A 15,475-nucleotide genomic window follows, 5' to 3' on the forward strand; every position below is an offset into this window, starting at 1 on the left:
GCCGGCGATCTCAGCCCGGGACCGAAGTCCCTGAAATTGGGGCCCGCGGCCCTGGTGGGGGGCCCCGTGCCAGGGAAGGCTGGGATCATGCCGACCTACACCAATCCCCGGGTGCGGGACGCCGTGCGCGCGTTCAACAAGCGCGTGCTCAATCCCGTCATGCGGCTGCTGGCCGGGCGCCGCTACTGGTACGCCTCGATGCTGCGGCACACCGGGCGCCGGTCGGGCAGGTCCTACTCCACACCGGTGGTCGCCGACGTGGTCGCCGACGGGATCATCGTCCCGCTGCCCTACGGCACCGGCGTCGACTGGCTGCGCAACGTGCTCGCCGACGGGCAGGCCACCATCACCACGCACGGACGCACCTACCAGGTCAGCGACCCGGAGGTCATCGACGCCGACACGGCCGAACCGCAGCTGCCGCCCCGGCGCCGCGACCTGTACCACCGGTTCGACGTCGACCGGTATGTGAAGTTTGCTCGCGCTGACTAGCCGAGTGAGAAGGAGAATGACAATGAAGTCGGACCACCTCAAAGCACTGACCAGCGCCCACGGGCCCTACCTGTCGGTGTATCTCGACGACTCCCGGGACAGCGCCGAGGCCGCGGCCGAGGTCGACGCCCGCCGCCGCGACATCATGCGACAGGCGCTCGACGCCGGGGCCGACGAGGCCACCGCCACCGCGGTGGACCAGGTGATCCAGCACGGACCCGCCCCGGTCGGCCGGCGCGGTCGTGCCGTGATCGCCGCCGGCGGCAAGGTCCTCGTCGACGTCCAGCTCTCCGGCCCGCCGCTGCACACCCTGGTACGGGTCGGCGAGTACCCCTACTTCCTGCCGCTGCTGGACGCCTGGCGCCCGCCGTACGTGTTCGCCGCCGTCGACCACCTCGGCGCCGACATCACCGCGCACCACGGTGACACCACCCGCACCGAGCACGTCGAGGGCGACGGGTACCCGGTCCACAAGCCCAAGGCCGCCGGCTGGCACGGCTACGGCGACGTCGGGCACTCCGCGGAGGAGGCGGCCCGGATGAACGCCCGCGCCGTCGCGGACCGGCTCACCGCCGTGGTGGACGAGACCGGGGCCGAGGTGCTGTTCGTCTCCGCCGAGGTCGGCGCCCGCACCGAGACCCTCGCCGCGCTGCCCGAACGGATCGCCGCCCGGGTGGTGGCGTTGCCGGCGGGTTCCTCGGGGCGCCGGATGGAGGAGGACGACGCCGAGGAGCTGATCACCGCCGAACTGGACCGCCGCCGCGACGCCGCGATGGCCGACACCGACGCGCGGTTGCGCGCCGAGATCGGCCGCGGCTCCGATCTAGCCGCCGAGGGCCTGCCGGCCGTGTGCGCGGCACTGCGGGCCGGCGACGTCGACACGCTCATCGTCGGTGACCTCGCCGACGCCACGGTGGTCATCGGGTCCCCGCGCCCCGTCGTGGCTCCCGACGCCGACACCCTCTCCGAGCTCGGCGAGGCGCCGGGTGCGGTGGTGCGTGCCGACGAGGTGCTGCCGTTCGTCGCGCTCACCGTCGGTGCCTGCGTGACCCGCTCGGCCGACGACATCGACCTGGTCGACGGGGTCGCGGCCCTGCTGCGCTACCCGGCGCCGGGCCTGATGGACGCGGCCGGAACGGCGACCGGAGCGCACTGACCGCGGCGGCGAGGGCCGGACCGTGCACGTGATGGAGCCGCTGGCCGCGGCGATGATGACCGGCGACGCGCTGGCGAGCCCCATGCACGTCGGCGCGCTGCTGGTCTTCAGCCCGCCGCCCGGTGCCGCCGAACACGGTGTCGACGAGCATGTCGACGAGCATTATGTCGACGACCTGTACCGGGCGGCGGTGCTGGGCACCGACCCGCTCGACCCGCGGATGCGCCGCCGTCCCCACATCGGCCCGGAGACCCTGGGGATGTGGACCTGGCAGGACGTGGAGGTGGACCTCTCGGCACACCTGCAGCGGCGCATCCTGCCCCCGGGCCTGGACCGTCACGCATCCGAACGGGCGCTGTGGCAGCTGATCGCCGACCTGCACGGCATCCCGCTGGACCGCCGGCGCCCGCAGTGGATGGCCTACCTCATCGACGGGCTGCCCGACGGCCGGTTCGCGTTCTACATCAAGGTGCACCACACCCTGGTCGACGGCGTGGCCGGCATGCAGATGATCATCGACGGTCTCAGCCCCGACCCGAAGCAGCGCAACGGCAAGCACTTCTACGCGGCGCCCGGGCAACCACCGCCCGACGAGCGCCCGACGCAGAGATCGACGCAGAGATCGACGCAGAGATCGACACTGTCGTCGCTGGCCGGCGTGGCGACGTCCTCGGTCGCGTTGGCGCGCAGCATCATCGGCGGCGGTGCGGACTACCTGGCCGGCGCGGTCCGCGGCGACAGCCCGCCGCCGCTGACCGCGCCGTTCACCCGGTTCAACAAGCGGCTGGGCCACCGGCGCGCGGTCGCCGGCGGCAGCTGGCCGCTGAGCCGCATCCGGGCGATCGAGGACGCCGCGGGCGCGGCCGACAACCGTGTCACCACAAACCGTGTCACCACAAACCGTGTCACCACAAACCGTGTCACCACAAACGACGTGCTGACCGCCGTGATCGCCGGAGCGCTGCGGGCCTGGCTGCAGGCCCACGACGAGCTGCCGCGCCGGTCTCTGGTCGGGTTCTGCCCGGTGGCGGTCCGGATCGCCGACGGGCAACCCGAGCCCGAACGCGGCAACCTGTTCGGCCTTGAGCAGTGCCCGCTGGGCACCGACCTCGACGATCCCGTCGCCCGGCTCACTCTCATCAACCGCTCGATGCGCTGGGCCAAACGGGAGGTGGCCCGGCGCGGCTCGAGCGCCACCGCCGTGCTGACCGTGCCCAACCTGGTGCCCAGCCTGCTGCTGTCGCTGGTGCCGCTGATCCCCAAGTGGCGCACCGGATACAACGTGCCGATCTCCAATGTGCGCGGGCCCGAGACCGACCTGTACTTCAACGGCGCCCACCTCGACGCTCTGTACCCGATCTCGACGGTGTTCGACGGCCTGGGCCTCAACGTGACGATGTGCAGCTACGCGGGCACCGTCTCGATCGGCTACGTCGCGGGCCGCAACCTGGTACCCGACATCCAGACGCTGATCCCGATGACCGAGGCGGCGCTGGCCGAACTGGAGCGGGCCGTCGGCGTGGTCGGGGACTAGAGCCGGGGGCGCACGCCGGCGCGGGTCACCTCACCGAGCAGGGCGCACACCGCGCGCACCGCGTCGGGCACCGCCGCGGCGACCGCCGGCGTCAGTCCGGCCCCGTGGCCGGTGTCGGCGGCCTCGACGGTGATCACCATCAGTTCGGCGGGCAGCCGGTCCAGCGCCCGTCCCAGCCGGACCATCGAGGCGATGTCCATGCCGTGCGAGCTGACGGCCGCCGCGTCGTGCAACTCGTCGACCGCGCGGCGGGTCACCGTTCCCGGGACCGCACCGCTGACCACCGCGTCGACCAGCACGGCCAGCGGCGCACCCGTCCACACCTCGAGCAGTTCGGTCGGGTCGGCCGGCTCGGCACACACCCGGACCCCGGGGAGCCCGCGGGCCGCGCAGGCCGCCGCGACGGCCGGGCCCACACCGTCGTCACGGCGGTAGCGGTTGCCGACACCGACCAGCACGGCGTGCCCCGGAAGCGCGGTCACCGCCGCCGCACCCGCACCGTCAGGAAGTGCGCCGCGCAGGAGATACACGGGTCGTAGCAGCGGATCGTGCGCTCGCACAACGTCGTCAGCGCCGCGTCGTCCAGGCCGTTGTTGGCCGTGGCCACGGTGGTCAGGTCGTGTTCCATCGCGCCCTGATTCTGGGACGTCGGTGCCACAATGTTCGCCGCGGTGACCATGCCCTCGGCGTCGAGGGCATAGCGGTGGTAGAGCAGGCCCCGCGGCGCCTCGCTGACCCCGTGCCCGGTGCCCGGACCCGGTGTCACCGCGGAGAACGGCCGCGCGGGTCGCCGGTAGTCGTCGATGATGCGCAGCGCCTCCTCGATCGCATACACCACCTCGACGGCGCGGACCACGATGGCGCGGAACGGATTACGGCACTGCGCACCCAGTCCGGCCGACCGCGCCGCCTCGGCGGCCAGCGGCGAGAGCTGCGCGGAGTTCAGCGAATAGCGGGCCAGTGGGCCGGTGAGGTAGCGCCGCCCGTCCAGGCGGGCCTGCAGTGCGGTGGAGTAGGGCGCCTGGGACTCGACGACGTGCTCGGCGAACTGCGCCGCCTCGAACCGCAACCCGGTGCTGGTGGTGACGGTGCCCGTCTCGATGGCGTACTGCTCGGGGGTGTGGGCGGCCAGCAGGTCGTGGTCGACCTCCAGCTCGGGGAACTCGAACCCGGCCACCCAGTGCACCGTCTGCACCGCGGCCTCCAGCGCGGTGCGCAACCGCCCGGCCATCACCTGCAGATCCGCGTCGGAGGGCAGCGAGTAGAACCCGCCGACGCGCACGTTGACCGGATGCACGGCGCGCCCGCCGAGCAGCTCCAGCAGCTGGTTGCCGGTCTTCTTCAGCGCCAGGCCCCGCTCGACCGCCTCACGGTGGTCGGCCGCCATCGTCATCGCGTCGGGATAGCCCAGGAAGTCCGGGGCGTGCAGCAGATAGATGTGCAGCGCATGGCTGGAGATCCACTCGCCGCAGTACAGCAGCCGGCGCAGCGCGGCGATCATCGGGTCCAGCCGCACACCCAGCGCGTCCTCCACCGCGTTGCAGGCGCTGGTCTGGTAGGCCACCGGGCAGATCCCGCAGATGCGCGCGGTGATGTCGGGGGTCTCCAGCGCCGAGCGGCCCCGCAGGAACGCCTCGAAGAACCGCGGCGGTTCGAAGATGCGCAGCTCGGCGCGCGCCACCCGGTCACCGTCGAAGGTCACGTCGAAGGCACCCTCGCCCTCCACGCGGGTCATCAGATCCAGCGAGAGGTTGCGCGTCGTGGTGGTCATCGCGTCTCCGGTCCGGTGTTCCAGTCGGCGCCGACGGTGAAGGTCGAGAACACCCGGTCGACCTCGTCCCCGGACATCCCGTCGCGGCGCAGCAGCGGGATCAGCGTCGGGGTGGCCGGCCGGTCGGCGGGCCCGAAACAGCCGAAACAGCCGCGGTGGTGCGCCGGGCACAGCCCGCCGCAGCCGGCCCGGGTGACCGGCCCCAGGCACGGGATGGCCTCGGCGACCGTCAGGCAGACGGTGCCGCGGCGCTTGCACTCGGTGCACACGCTGGACTCCGGCAGCCGCGGCTTGCGCCCGATCGCCAGGGCCGACAGCGTCTCCAGCAGCTGGCCCCGGTCGATGGGGCAGCCGTGCAGCTCGTAGTCGACCTTGACGTGCGCCGAGGCCGGGGTGGAGGTGGCCAGGGTGTCCAGGTACTCCGGGTGCGGGTAGACGGCGGCGGCGAACTTCTCGCTGAACGTGTCGCTGTCGGCGAGGTTGCGCAGCGCCTGGATCCCGCCCGCGGTGGCGCACGCCCCGATGGTCACCAGCACCCGGCTCTGCTCGCGGATCCGCTGGATGCGCTCCCGGTCGGCCCCGGTGGTGATCGACCCCTCGACCAGCGTCACGTCGTAGGGACCGTCGATGCGCGCGCTGGAGGCCTCGGCGAAATCGGCGATCTCGAATCGTGCCGCCACGGAGAGCAACTCGTCCTCGCAGTCGAGCAGCGTCAGCTGGCAGCCGTCGCAGGAGGCGAACTTGAACACCGCCAGGCTCGGTGTGGCCATCTCAGAGCTCCTCGACCTGCAGCAGGGGCGCCGCGACGTCATAGCCGACGACGGGCCCGTCGCGGCACAGCAGCAGCGGCCCCAGCTGGCAGTGCCCGCACCAGCCGATCCCGCAGCGCATGTTGCGTTCCAGGGACACCCGGATGTCCCGGGCCGCAACACCCTTCCCCATCAGGACCGCGGCGCCGGCGACGATCATCGGTTCCGGGCCGCACACCAGCGCGGTGGTCCGGTCGGGTCGCACCGGCAGATCACGCAGCGGCTCGGTGACCGCGCCGACCCGCCCGGTCCAGTCGTCGCCGGGATGGTCGACGGTGGCCACCAGCGACAGCCGCGGGCCCGCCCACCCGCCGATCTCCGGGCCGAACAGGAAATGCGCCGGGGTGCGCTCCCCGACGATCAGCGCCACCGTGCCGTAGCGGTCGCGCTCGGCGAGCACCGAGAGCACCACCGGGCGCAGCGGCGCCAGCCCGCAGCCGCCGGCCACGATCACCAGATCCCGCCCGGTCGCGGAGGCCAGGTCCCAGTCGGTGCCGAACGGGCCGCGCACACCCACCACATCGCCCACGGCGGCGTCGCGCAGCGCGGCGCTGACCGCCCCGACGCGACGGATGGTGTGGGTGAGCACGGCCCCGTCGCGGACCGGGTCGCCGCTGTAGGACATCGGGATCTCGCCGATCCCGAAGGCGTAGAGCATGACGAACTGGCCGGGCAGCGGGGTGGCGAGGCGCTCGCGCAGCGGCTCCAACCGCAGTGTCGCCGACTCGCTGTTCTCGACCGTGCGGGAGCACACCCGGTAGGGCACCGGGGCCATAGCATTGGCACCAGGACCGGAGCCGGTCGCGGGCGACGGGGTCGGCCGGGTGGGTGCGGCGGTGTCAGTCATCGTCACCGTCCCGGGTACGTTCGGCCAGCCCGGCCAGGGTGGACATCTCCGCGGTGATGTCGATCCCGGTGGGGCACCAGGCGATACAACGCCCACACCCCACACAGCCCGACATGTCGAACTGGTCGTGCCAGGTGCCCAGCTTGTGGGTGATCCACTGCCGGTAGCGGGCGGCACCGGACTGGCGGACGCTGCCCTGGTGCACCAGCGAGAAGTCCAGCTCGAAACACGACGCCCAGTGCTGCCAGCGTTCGGCGTGCCCGCCGGTGAGGTCGGTGACGTCCTCGGTGCTGGTGCAGAAACAGGTTGGGCAGACCATGGTGCAGTTCCCGCAGGTCAGGCAGCGCGAGGCGACGTCGTCCCAGTGCGGGGACTCCCGCGACTCCAGCAGCAGCGCGCGCAGGTCGGTGTCGGGCATCCGCCGGCCCATCTGGTCGGCGGCCCGGCGCACCCCGTCGGCGGCGGCGTCGCGATCGGCCGGTGCGGCGGCCTCGTGCGGGATCTGCGCGAGCACCTCGGCGCCCTCGTCGCTGCCGGCCGCGGCGACATAGCGGCAGCGTTGCCCGTCGACGAGCTCGGTGAGCGCCAGGTCGTAGCCGGGCCCGGCGGCCGGTCCGGTGTGCATCGAGGCGCAGAAGCACAGCTCACCGGGTTCGGTGCAGTTCACCGCGACGACGAACACCCGCCGGCGCCGGCCGGTGTAGTGCGAGTCCTCGTGGCCGCCGCCGCCCAGGACGCGGTCCAGGGTGGCGATGGCGGCGAGGTCGCACCCGCGGACCCCGAGGAAGGCGTAGCGCGGGACAGCCTCGGGTTGTGCGGGTTCGGGGTCACCGGTCAGGTCGGGGCCGCTCGACCACAGTCTGCGGCGCGGGGGATGCAGGTACTGCTTCCAGGACTGGGGGCCGGCCGAGTGGCCGAACCGCGCACCGTCGCCGCGGTTTTCGAGGCGGTAGACCCCGGGCTCGGTGTGCACCCCCCAGCCGCGGGGCAGATCGTCGGCCGAGTGCAGCGGACCCAGCTCGATGGCGCTTTCGCCCCGGACCGGGCCGATGACCTCACAGCCGCGCTCGCGCAGCACGGTGACGAGGCGGTCCAGGCCCGTCTCGTCGAACACCGCCGTCGGTGGCGTCAGGCCTGGGGTACCGGGAGCATCGCAGCCCATGACTCCATCCTGGGGCGGGCCGGCGGCTCCGCGCGTCGGGCGTTCGGCCCGTGGATGGTGGCCAAAGGTCCCTGTGCGGGGCGACCCCGGTGAGTCGACGACCGCTCGCGTCAGCGGCCGATCCGCTCGCGCACCATGTCGGTCAGGGTGCGGGTGGCCGGCGCGGGCCGGAAGGACTGCGCGGCGGCCGTCAGGGCGTCCCGGGAGTCGGCGGACAGCTCGATATCGGCGGCGGCGACGTTGAACTCCAGCTGTTCGACGCTGGAGGCACCCGGGATGGCCACCACGCCGGGCAGGCTGATCAGCCAGGCCAGCGCCACCTGCGCCGGTTTGGCGTCCACCTCGGCGGCGACCTCGCGCAGCGTGTTCAGCAGCGGCTCGACGCGGCGCAGGTTCTCGGTCCCGAACAGTGGGTTGACCGCGCGCACGCCGCCGGGCCGGTTGTCGACGCCGTACCTGCCGCCCAGCAGGCCCTGGGCCAGCGGGCTGTAGGCGATCACCATCCGGTTCTCGCGTTCGGCGAAGGGCACCAGGTCCTCCAGCGGCTGCGGATGCGCCAGCGAGAAGTGCACCTGGTTGCTGATCACCGGCCGGCCCAGCGCGGCGTCGGCCCTGCGCCACCGCTCCAGCGAGTAGTTCGACACCCCGGCCGCGCCGATGCGGCCCTCGTCGAGCAGGCTGCGCATGCCCGGCATGATCACCGAATCGGGGATCACCGGGTTGGGCTGGTGCACCTGGTAGAGCGGGATGCGGTCCAGGCCCAACCGGCGGGCGCTGGCCCGCTCGCGCTGCCGGATCACCGCCGGGAACGGGGCGACGGGGAAGACCTTGCTGGCCACCACCACGTCGGCGCGCTCGTCGCCGAGTGCCTCACCGAGGATGCGTTCGCTCTTGCCGAACCCGTAGATCTCGGCGGTGTCGAACAGCGTGACACCCAGGGCGCGGGCGCGGCCGACGATGTCGCGGGCCGCCCCGGCGGCGTAGGAGTCGCCGTACCCCCACTCCCGCGAGCCGAATTGCCAGGTGCCCAGGCCGATTCGGCTGACCGGTCCGAGGCCGTCGACGTCGAGGAACTTCATGACCTCCACCGTAGCGGCCCCGGTGGTGGCTCGGTAGCGGTCTGTGCGGCGCTCTCAGAGCTGCACGCCGCGCGTCAGTGCGCCGTCGACCAGGAGGTTGGTGCCGGTGATGAAACTGGCGGCCGTGCTGGACAGGAACACCACGGCGTTGGCCACCTCCTGGGGGGTGGCCATCCGGCCGGTCGGGTTCAGCGCCAGGGCGGTGGCGAACAGTTCCGGGTCGTTCTCCTCGATCGAGGACCACACCCCGCCGGGGAAGTAGGTGTTGCCGGGGCTGACGGTGTTGGCGCGGATGCCCTGCCCGGCGTACTTGTAGGCCACGCCCTGGGTGTAGTGGGTGATGGCGGCCTTCATGGTTCCGTACGGCCCTGCGGCGAAGTCGATTTCGCGGCCGGACACGCTGGCGATGGTGACGATCGAGCCCGCCCCGGCGGCCAGCAGGTGCGGCAGCGCGGCGTCCACCAGGCCCACCGTGCCCAGCAGGTCCACCTCGAAGGTGGTCTGCCAGTTCTCGGCCGACTCGGGGATGGCCAGCGCGCTGACGTTGGCGACCACCCCGTCGAGCCCGCCCAGCGACTCGGCGGTTCCTGCCACCCAGTCGGCCAGCGCCGCGGGATCACCGACGTCGACCGCACTGCCCAGCACGGTGGCCCCCTCGGCGGCCAGCTCCTTCTGCGTGTCGGCCACCGCCTCGGCCGTGCGGGCGCAGTAGGCCACCCGTGCACCCTCGGCCAGCAGTCCCTCCACCACGGCGCGGCCGATGCCGCGGGTGCCGCCGGTGACGGCGAAACGCTTGCCTGACAGTCCCAGTTCCATGATGTGCCTCGGCTTTCGGCTAGTAGGTGCTAGTAGGTGCTAGTAGGTGATGGTGCCCAACGCCCGCGCGGCGCCGCGCAATTCGGCGTGGACGCCGTCGTAGGCGGTCGCGGCCGGCAGTAGCCGCTTGTCGATCTTGGTGACGGCGCTGTAGTTGACGTCGACGACGTTGGCGATCGGCACCTGCGAGATCTGCGTCAGCAGCTGGTAGGCGTCGAGCGGATGCAGGCCGTACAGCTCGCCCAGCCAGGTGGTCATCTCGACCTGGCTGGCCCGCCACGCCTCCTCCAGCGGGCGCCCCGACCCGACCGCCATCAGATGGGTGTCGGTCTCCAGCCGCGGCCACGCCGGGCCGCCGCCCTTGATCAGCTCGACGATGACGGTGACGTTCATCGCGCCCTCCACCGCGGTCCCGCAGGACTCGCCCTCGCCCTGACGGTAGTGGCCGTCGCCCAGGGAGAACAGGGCACCCTCGACGTTGACGCGCAGATAGCAGGTCGCCCCCGGCGCCATCTCCGGGGTGTCCATGTTGCCGCCGAACGCCTCGGGCACCAGCGACGTGCGCACCTCGCGGCGGGCGGGGGCCACCCCGACGGTGCCCAGCATCGGGTTGGCGGGCAGGGCGAGCTCGAAATCGCTTCCGCGGGCGCCGAAGTGGGCGGTGAAGCCGACGGTGTGCGTGCTCGGGTCGTATTCGTAGATCCAGGTGTGTTCGGGCAGCGCCGGCTGCAGGGTGGGGCTGGCCGGAACGCTGGTCAGCCCGCCGAAGAACGGGATCAGCGTGGAGGCTCCCCAGCTGCGCGCGGGGGTGAGATCCACGAAGTGGACGGCGAGGGTGTCGCCGGGCTCGGCGCCCTCGATGAAGAACGGACCGGTCTGCGGGTTGAGGTCCTCGGTGTCCAGCGCGATGCTCGCGACGTCGTCGCGGCTGGTGATCCGCCCGCCGTAGGCGTCCTCGGTCCACAGGGTCAGCAAGCTCGGGGTCCGGATCCGCATCACGGCCTGCGCACCGCCGAAGGTGTAGCTCAGCTGCTCCGCCGTCGGCACGAAGGTGATGTGGTCCATGACAACCATCCTCACCCCTCCCGCCGTGACCCGCCGGGCAAGCGCGGGTTCAGCCGTCGGCCGCCTGGGTGCATCGAGTGTGCGTGTGGATCGGTGGGTGGGTGTGGTGGTGGACCTGGGCGCAGCGAGTGTGCGTGTGGATCGGTGGGTGGGTGTGGTGGTGGGCCTGGGCGCAGCGAGTGTGCGCTCAGATCGGCGGGTGCGGCGGGGCGCCCCCCGGCGGGTCACCCGTCGCGGGCCATGGAGCGCGCGACCACCCCTTGGGCCGGCCGCTGCCGCACCACCTGCGGCCACCAGAACCACTTGCCCAGCAGCGCGGCGATCGACGGCGTCATGAAGGCCCGGATCACCAGCGTGTCGAACAGCAGACCGAGCCCGATCGTCGAACCGACCTGGGCGATCACGGTCAGCTCGCTGATCGACATCGACAGCATGGTGAACGCGAACACCAGCCCGGCCGCGGTCACCACCGACCCGCTGCCGCCCATCGCACGGATGATTCCGGTGTTGATGCCGGCGGGCAGTTCCTCCTTCATCCGCGCCACCAGCAGCAGGTTGTAGTCCGCGCCCACGGCCAACAGGATGATCACCGCCATCGCCATCACCATGAAGTGCAGTTCCAGCCCGATCAGGTGCTGCCACAACAACACCGACAGCCCGAACGACGCACCCAGCGACAGCACCACCGTGCCGACGATCACGGCCGCGGCCACCAGGCTCCGGGTGATCAGCAACATGATGATGAAGATCAGCGACAGCGCCGAGATACCGGCGATCAGCAGGTCGTAGTTGTTGCCCTCCTGCATGTCCTTGAACGCCGCCGCCGTGCCGGCCACGTAGATCCTGGACCCCTCCAGCGGCGTGCCCTTGATGGCCTCCTTGGCGGCCAGCTTGATCTTGTCGATGATCTTGATGCCCTCGGGCGTCAGCGGATCGCCGTCATGGGAGATGATGAACCGGATGGCCTTGCCGTCGGGGGAGATGAAGCTCTTCATGCCCCGCTTGAAGTCTTTGTTGTCGAAGATCGTCGGCGGCAGGTAGAAGGTGTCGTCGTTCTTGGATTCGTTGAACGCTTCCCCCATGGCGGTCTGGTTCTCCTGCATGGCGGCCATCTGATCCTGCAGACCCTTCTGGGTCTGGTACATGGTCAGCATCATGTTCCGCGCCGTCTCCATGGTCTGGATCGTCTGCGGCATCAGCGCGACGATCTGCGGCATCAGGGAGTCCAGGCGGTCCAGGTCGGGAAGCAGCTGCTCGATGTCACGGGTCATGATGTCGACACCGTCGAGGGTGTCGAACACCGAGCGCATCGCCCAGCAGACGGGGATGTCGTAACAGTGCGGTTCCCAGTAGAAGTAGTTGCGGATCGGCCGGATGAAATCGTCGAAGTCGGCGATGTGATCGCGCAGTTCCTGCACGTCGGCCACCATGTTGTGGGTCTTGCCGATCATGCTGTGGGTGGTCGCGCTCATCTCCTTCATGATCGCGATCATCTGGTTCGTCGTGTCGATCGTCTTCTGCATGTCGTCGGCCTGGACGAGCATGTCGGCCATCCGGGCCATCTGGTAGTCGCGGTTCATCGTCTGCAGCGTGCCGTTCATGCTCAGCTGCGCCGGGATGGTGGAGAAGTCCAGCGGATCGCCCTGCGGGCGGGTGATCGCCTGGACGTTGCCGATGCCGGACTGGTCGAAGACCTCCTTGGCGATCTTGTCGATCACCAGGAAGTCCGCCGAGTTCCTGACGTCGTGGTCGGTCTCGATGAGCAGCAACTCCGGGTTCATCCGGGCGGGCCCGAAATGCCGTTCGGCCGCCGCGTAGCCCTCGTTGGCGGGCAGATCTGCAGGCTGGTAGTTGCGGTCGTTGTAGTTGGTCCGGTAGCCGGGCAGGGTCAGCAGACCGACCAGCGACAACGCGATCGTGGCCAGCAGGACCGGCGCGGGCCAGCGCACGACGATGGTGCCCAGTCGGCGCCAACCGCGGATGCGCATGGCGCGCCGGGGTTCCAGCACCTTGCCGAACCGGCTGGCCACGGTGATCACCGCCGGTCCCAGGGTCAGCGCGGCGCTCACCGCGACCACCATCCCGACCGCCATCGGAACGCCCAGCGTCTGGAAATACGGCAGATGGGTGAACCGCAGGCAGAACGTGGCTCCGGCGATCGTCATGCCCGAGGCCAACACCACATGGGCGGTGCCGCGAAACATCGTGTAGTAGGCCGTCTCGCGATCCTCGCCCAGTGTCCTGGCTTCCTGGTAGCGGCCGATCAGGAAGATGGCGTAGTCGGTGGACGCCGCGATCGCCAGCGTGACCAGGAGGTTGGTCGCGAACGTCGATAGCTCGATCAGATTGTGAAAGCCCAGGAACGCCACCACGCCGCGCGCCGCGGACAGCTCGAGCACCACCATGACCAGCACCAGCAGCACCGTGATGATGGACCGGTAGACCAGCAGCAGCATGGTGATGATCACCGCGAACGTGAGCAGCTCGATGATCTGGATGCTGCGGTCGCCGGCGAGCTGGCGGTCGGCGAGCATCGCCGAGGCCCCCGTCACGTACACCTTGACCCCCGGCGGCGGAGCCATGCTGTCCACGAGGTCGGTCACCGAGCGCACCGACTCGTTGGCCAGGGTCTCGCCCATGTTGCCGGCCAGGAAGACCTGCACGTAGGCGGCCTTGCCGTCGTGGCTCTGCGCGCCGGCCTCGGTCAGCGGGTCGCCCCAGAAGTCCTGGACGTGCTCGACGTGCTTGGTGTCGGCCTCCAGCTTGGCGACCAGGTCGTTGTAGTACCGGTGCGCGGCGTCGCCGAGTGGTTCCTGACCCTCGAGCACGATCATCGCCGAGCTGTCGGAGTGGAACTCCTGGAAGTCGTTGCCGATGCGCTTCATCGCGATCACCGACGGCGCATCCTGCGGGCTCATCGAGACCGTGCGCATCTGCCCGACCACCTCAAGCTGCGGGACGGCCACATTGAGCACCGCCACCAGCGCGATCCAGCCGATGATGATCGGAATGGAGAAGCGCCGGATCCACAGCGGGATCCCCGAATGGGTGGCCGGGCGCCCGGAGGTGGTCTCGGCGGTGTCGGATTTCACCCGCGCATCACCCGGTCACCGAAAGCGGATCGAGCCTGGTCAGCGACACCGGCGTGCACCGTGGGACGGCCTGGGATGCGCGACGTGCGGGATGGGCACTTTGGCTGTCCTCCCTCGCCGTGCCGCCAATGATCCGCCCCCTGTCTTACCAGACCGCGCCGCCGACCGGCACCTGTCTGCGCGTGCCGGCGCCGCGATCCCGGGCCCGCTCCTAGGCTGGCCTCGATGAGCGAAGCCGACCGCGTTCGCTGGGACGAACGGTACACGGGGGGCGGCCCGACCGACCGCGAGCCGGGACCACCCACAGCGTTCGCACAGCACACCGAGGTGTTCGGCACCTCGGGCACGGCCCTGGAGCTGGCTTGCGGCGCAGGTCAGGCCAGTGTGTGGCTGGCCCTGCGGGGGTTGCGGGTCCACGGTGTCGACGTCTCGCCGGTGGCGGTGGCGCAGGCCCGCACGCTGGCCCGCCGGTGCGGGGTGGCGCAGCGTTGCCGGTTCAGCGTCGCCGACCTCGACGACGGCCTGCCGGCTGGCCTGACCGCCGGCCCGCCGGCCGACGTCATCCTGTGCCATCGGTTCCGCGACGCCCGGCTGGACCGGGCGATCATCGAGCGGCTGGCACCCGGCGGCCTGCTGGCCGTCGCGGCGCTCAGCGAAGTGGGTGCCCGGCCGGGGCCGTTCCGGGTCGCCGCGGGCGAACTGCCCGCCGCCTTCGCCGGCCTGACGGTCATCGACGCCGGGGAGGGCGACGGGCTGGCGTGGCTGCTGGCGCGCAAGGCGGGCTCACCGGCCGCGGTCACAGTGGTCGCGTCAACTCCTACGCCAACTCCGTAGGCCCCGCCGCGCGGCGAACGCGCCGACGATGGCGGTCACGCACCACACCGCGATCGCCGCGTAGACCAGCGGGGCCGACAGGTCACCGATCGAGGCCCCCAGCGCGGTGTAGACGAAGGCCCGCGGCGCCGACCCGATGAACGCCCCGGCGGCCATCTGCCACAGCGGCACCCCGAATGCCCCGAAGGCGTAGGAGGCCAGCGCATCGGAGATTCCCGGGACGAAACGCTGGCCGACCACCGCCCACAGGCCGCCGCGCTCGATGAGCGTGTCGAGCCGGTCGGCACGCTCGGGGCCCAGCAGGGCGCGCGCGCTCTGGCGCCCGGCCCGGCGCCCGGCCAGGCTGGTGATCACCGCGGTTCCCACCGCCGCGCCGATCGTGACGAACGTGCCCAGCAGCGGGCCGAACAGCACGCCGCTGCCGGCGGCCAGGATGGGCCCGGGCACGAACACCGCACCCAGGGCGGCCGACACCACGACATAGAGCAGCGGTGCGAGCGGGCCCGCGGCGGCGACCGCGTCGCGGATCCCGCCGATGTCGATGACCCGGGCGATGGCCACCAGATAGAACAGCCCCAGCAGGAATCCGGCGAACAGCGCCAACCGCAGGATGTGCCGCCACCGGGACGCGCTCTCGGGGGTCCCGGGGTTCTCGGGAGTATCGGGGGTCTCGACCATGTCGAGAAGCCATTGTCCGCGAGCCGGTGTCCCGCTCGGCGCCGTAACCCCGGCGCTACCGCGCGTCACCCCGACGAAACAGAAACGGTATACCGTTTGCCTCCTGTTGGTCCGCAGCCGGCCCGCGTCGAAGTGGTCCG

General features: G+C 71.3%; 14 protein-coding genes. 4 read left to right on the forward strand and 10 right to left on the reverse strand.

Annotated elements, in window-relative coordinates:
* Positions 1-87: 87 nt before the first annotated feature.
* From CSR00_RS10910 to CSR00_RS10920, 3 genes are read left to right on the forward strand one after another with little or no spacing between them, the layout of a single operon-like run.
* Positions 88-492, forward strand: coding sequence for a nitroreductase/quinone reductase family protein (locus CSR00_RS10910; protein ID WP_099022422.1), 405 nt, complete (start codon positions 88-90; stop codon positions 490-492).
* Positions 493-514: 22 nt separating this feature from the next.
* Positions 515-1,648: an Rv2629 family ribosome hibernation factor gene (locus CSR00_RS10915; RefSeq protein WP_099022423.1), complete on the forward strand. Its 1,134-nt coding sequence runs from the start codon at positions 515-517 to the stop codon at positions 1,646-1,648.
* 31 nt (positions 1,649-1,679) lie between these two features.
* Positions 1,680-3,182: a wax ester/triacylglycerol synthase family O-acyltransferase gene (locus CSR00_RS10920; protein WP_328514701.1), complete on the forward strand. Its 1,503-nt coding sequence runs from the start codon at positions 1,680-1,682 to the stop codon at positions 3,180-3,182.
* Here the strand turns inward: CSR00_RS10920 and CSR00_RS10925 are convergent.
* The 9 genes from CSR00_RS10925 to CSR00_RS10965 form a co-directional block, all read right to left on the reverse strand.
* Positions 3,179-3,664, reverse strand: a complete 486-nt coding sequence (locus CSR00_RS10925) for a hydrogenase maturation protease (RefSeq protein ID WP_245905939.1) — start codon at positions 3,662-3,664, stop codon at positions 3,179-3,181. The two genes, CSR00_RS10920 and CSR00_RS10925, sit on opposite strands and share 4 nt — an antisense overlap.
* A complete protein-coding gene (locus CSR00_RS10930; protein ID WP_099022425.1) occupies positions 3,661-4,953 on the reverse strand; it encodes a Ni/Fe hydrogenase subunit alpha in 1,293 nt (430 codons plus the stop codon). Before CSR00_RS10930 ends, CSR00_RS10925 begins: the two co-directional genes overlap by 4 nt.
* Positions 4,950-5,723 carry an NADH-quinone oxidoreductase subunit B family protein gene (locus CSR00_RS10935; protein ID WP_099022426.1) on the reverse strand — a complete coding sequence of 258 codons (774 nt, stop codon included), beginning with the start codon at positions 5,721-5,723 and terminating at the stop codon, positions 4,950-4,952. The genes CSR00_RS10930 and CSR00_RS10935 overlap by 4 nt, the downstream gene beginning before the upstream one ends.
* Before the next feature lies 1 nt (position 5,724).
* Positions 5,725-6,537: an FAD/NAD(P)-binding protein gene (locus tag CSR00_RS10940; RefSeq protein ID WP_099022427.1), complete on the reverse strand. Its 813-nt coding sequence runs from the start codon at positions 6,535-6,537 to the stop codon at positions 5,725-5,727.
* Between the two features lie 64 nt (positions 6,538-6,601).
* Complete coding sequence (locus CSR00_RS10945) at positions 6,602-7,771, reverse strand: 4Fe-4S dicluster domain-containing protein (protein ID WP_099022428.1); 1,170 nt, start codon at positions 7,769-7,771, stop codon at positions 6,602-6,604.
* 110 nt (positions 7,772-7,881) lie between these two features.
* Entirely contained in the window at positions 7,882-8,850 is a 969-nt protein-coding gene (locus tag CSR00_RS10950; protein WP_099022429.1) for an aldo/keto reductase, read from the reverse strand.
* Between the two features lie 54 nt (positions 8,851-8,904).
* Positions 8,905-9,666: an SDR family NAD(P)-dependent oxidoreductase gene (locus tag CSR00_RS10955; RefSeq protein WP_099022430.1), complete on the reverse strand. Its 762-nt coding sequence runs from the start codon at positions 9,664-9,666 to the stop codon at positions 8,905-8,907.
* A 39-nt stretch (positions 9,667-9,705) separates the two neighbouring features.
* Complete coding sequence (locus CSR00_RS10960) at positions 9,706-10,731, reverse strand: acetamidase/formamidase family protein (protein WP_099022431.1); 1,026 nt, start codon at positions 10,729-10,731, stop codon at positions 9,706-9,708.
* A gap of 224 nt (positions 10,732-10,955) precedes the next feature.
* The gene (locus CSR00_RS10965) at positions 10,956-13,823 is read right to left on the reverse strand and encodes an MMPL/RND family transporter (protein ID WP_407662422.1); all 2,868 of its coding nucleotides are present in this window, start codon (positions 13,821-13,823) and stop codon (positions 10,956-10,958) included.
* Between the two features lie 225 nt (positions 13,824-14,048).
* Between CSR00_RS10965 and CSR00_RS10970 the strand changes: the two genes are divergently transcribed.
* The gene (locus CSR00_RS10970; protein ID WP_099022432.1) at positions 14,049-14,657 is read left to right on the forward strand and encodes a class I SAM-dependent methyltransferase; all 609 of its coding nucleotides are present in this window, start codon (positions 14,049-14,051) and stop codon (positions 14,655-14,657) included.
* On the opposite strand, the gene CSR00_RS10975 is transcribed toward CSR00_RS10970, so the two are convergent.
* A complete protein-coding gene (locus CSR00_RS10975; RefSeq protein ID WP_099022433.1) occupies positions 14,634-15,335 on the reverse strand; it encodes a TVP38/TMEM64 family protein in 702 nt (233 codons plus the stop codon). The genes CSR00_RS10970 and CSR00_RS10975 overlap by 24 nt on opposite strands.
* Positions 15,336-15,475: the final 140 nt, after the last annotated feature.

It is taken from the genome of Mycolicibacterium palauense, from assembly GCF_002592005.1.
Taxonomy (GTDB): domain Bacteria; phylum Actinomycetota; class Actinomycetes; order Mycobacteriales; family Mycobacteriaceae; genus Mycobacterium; species Mycobacterium palauense.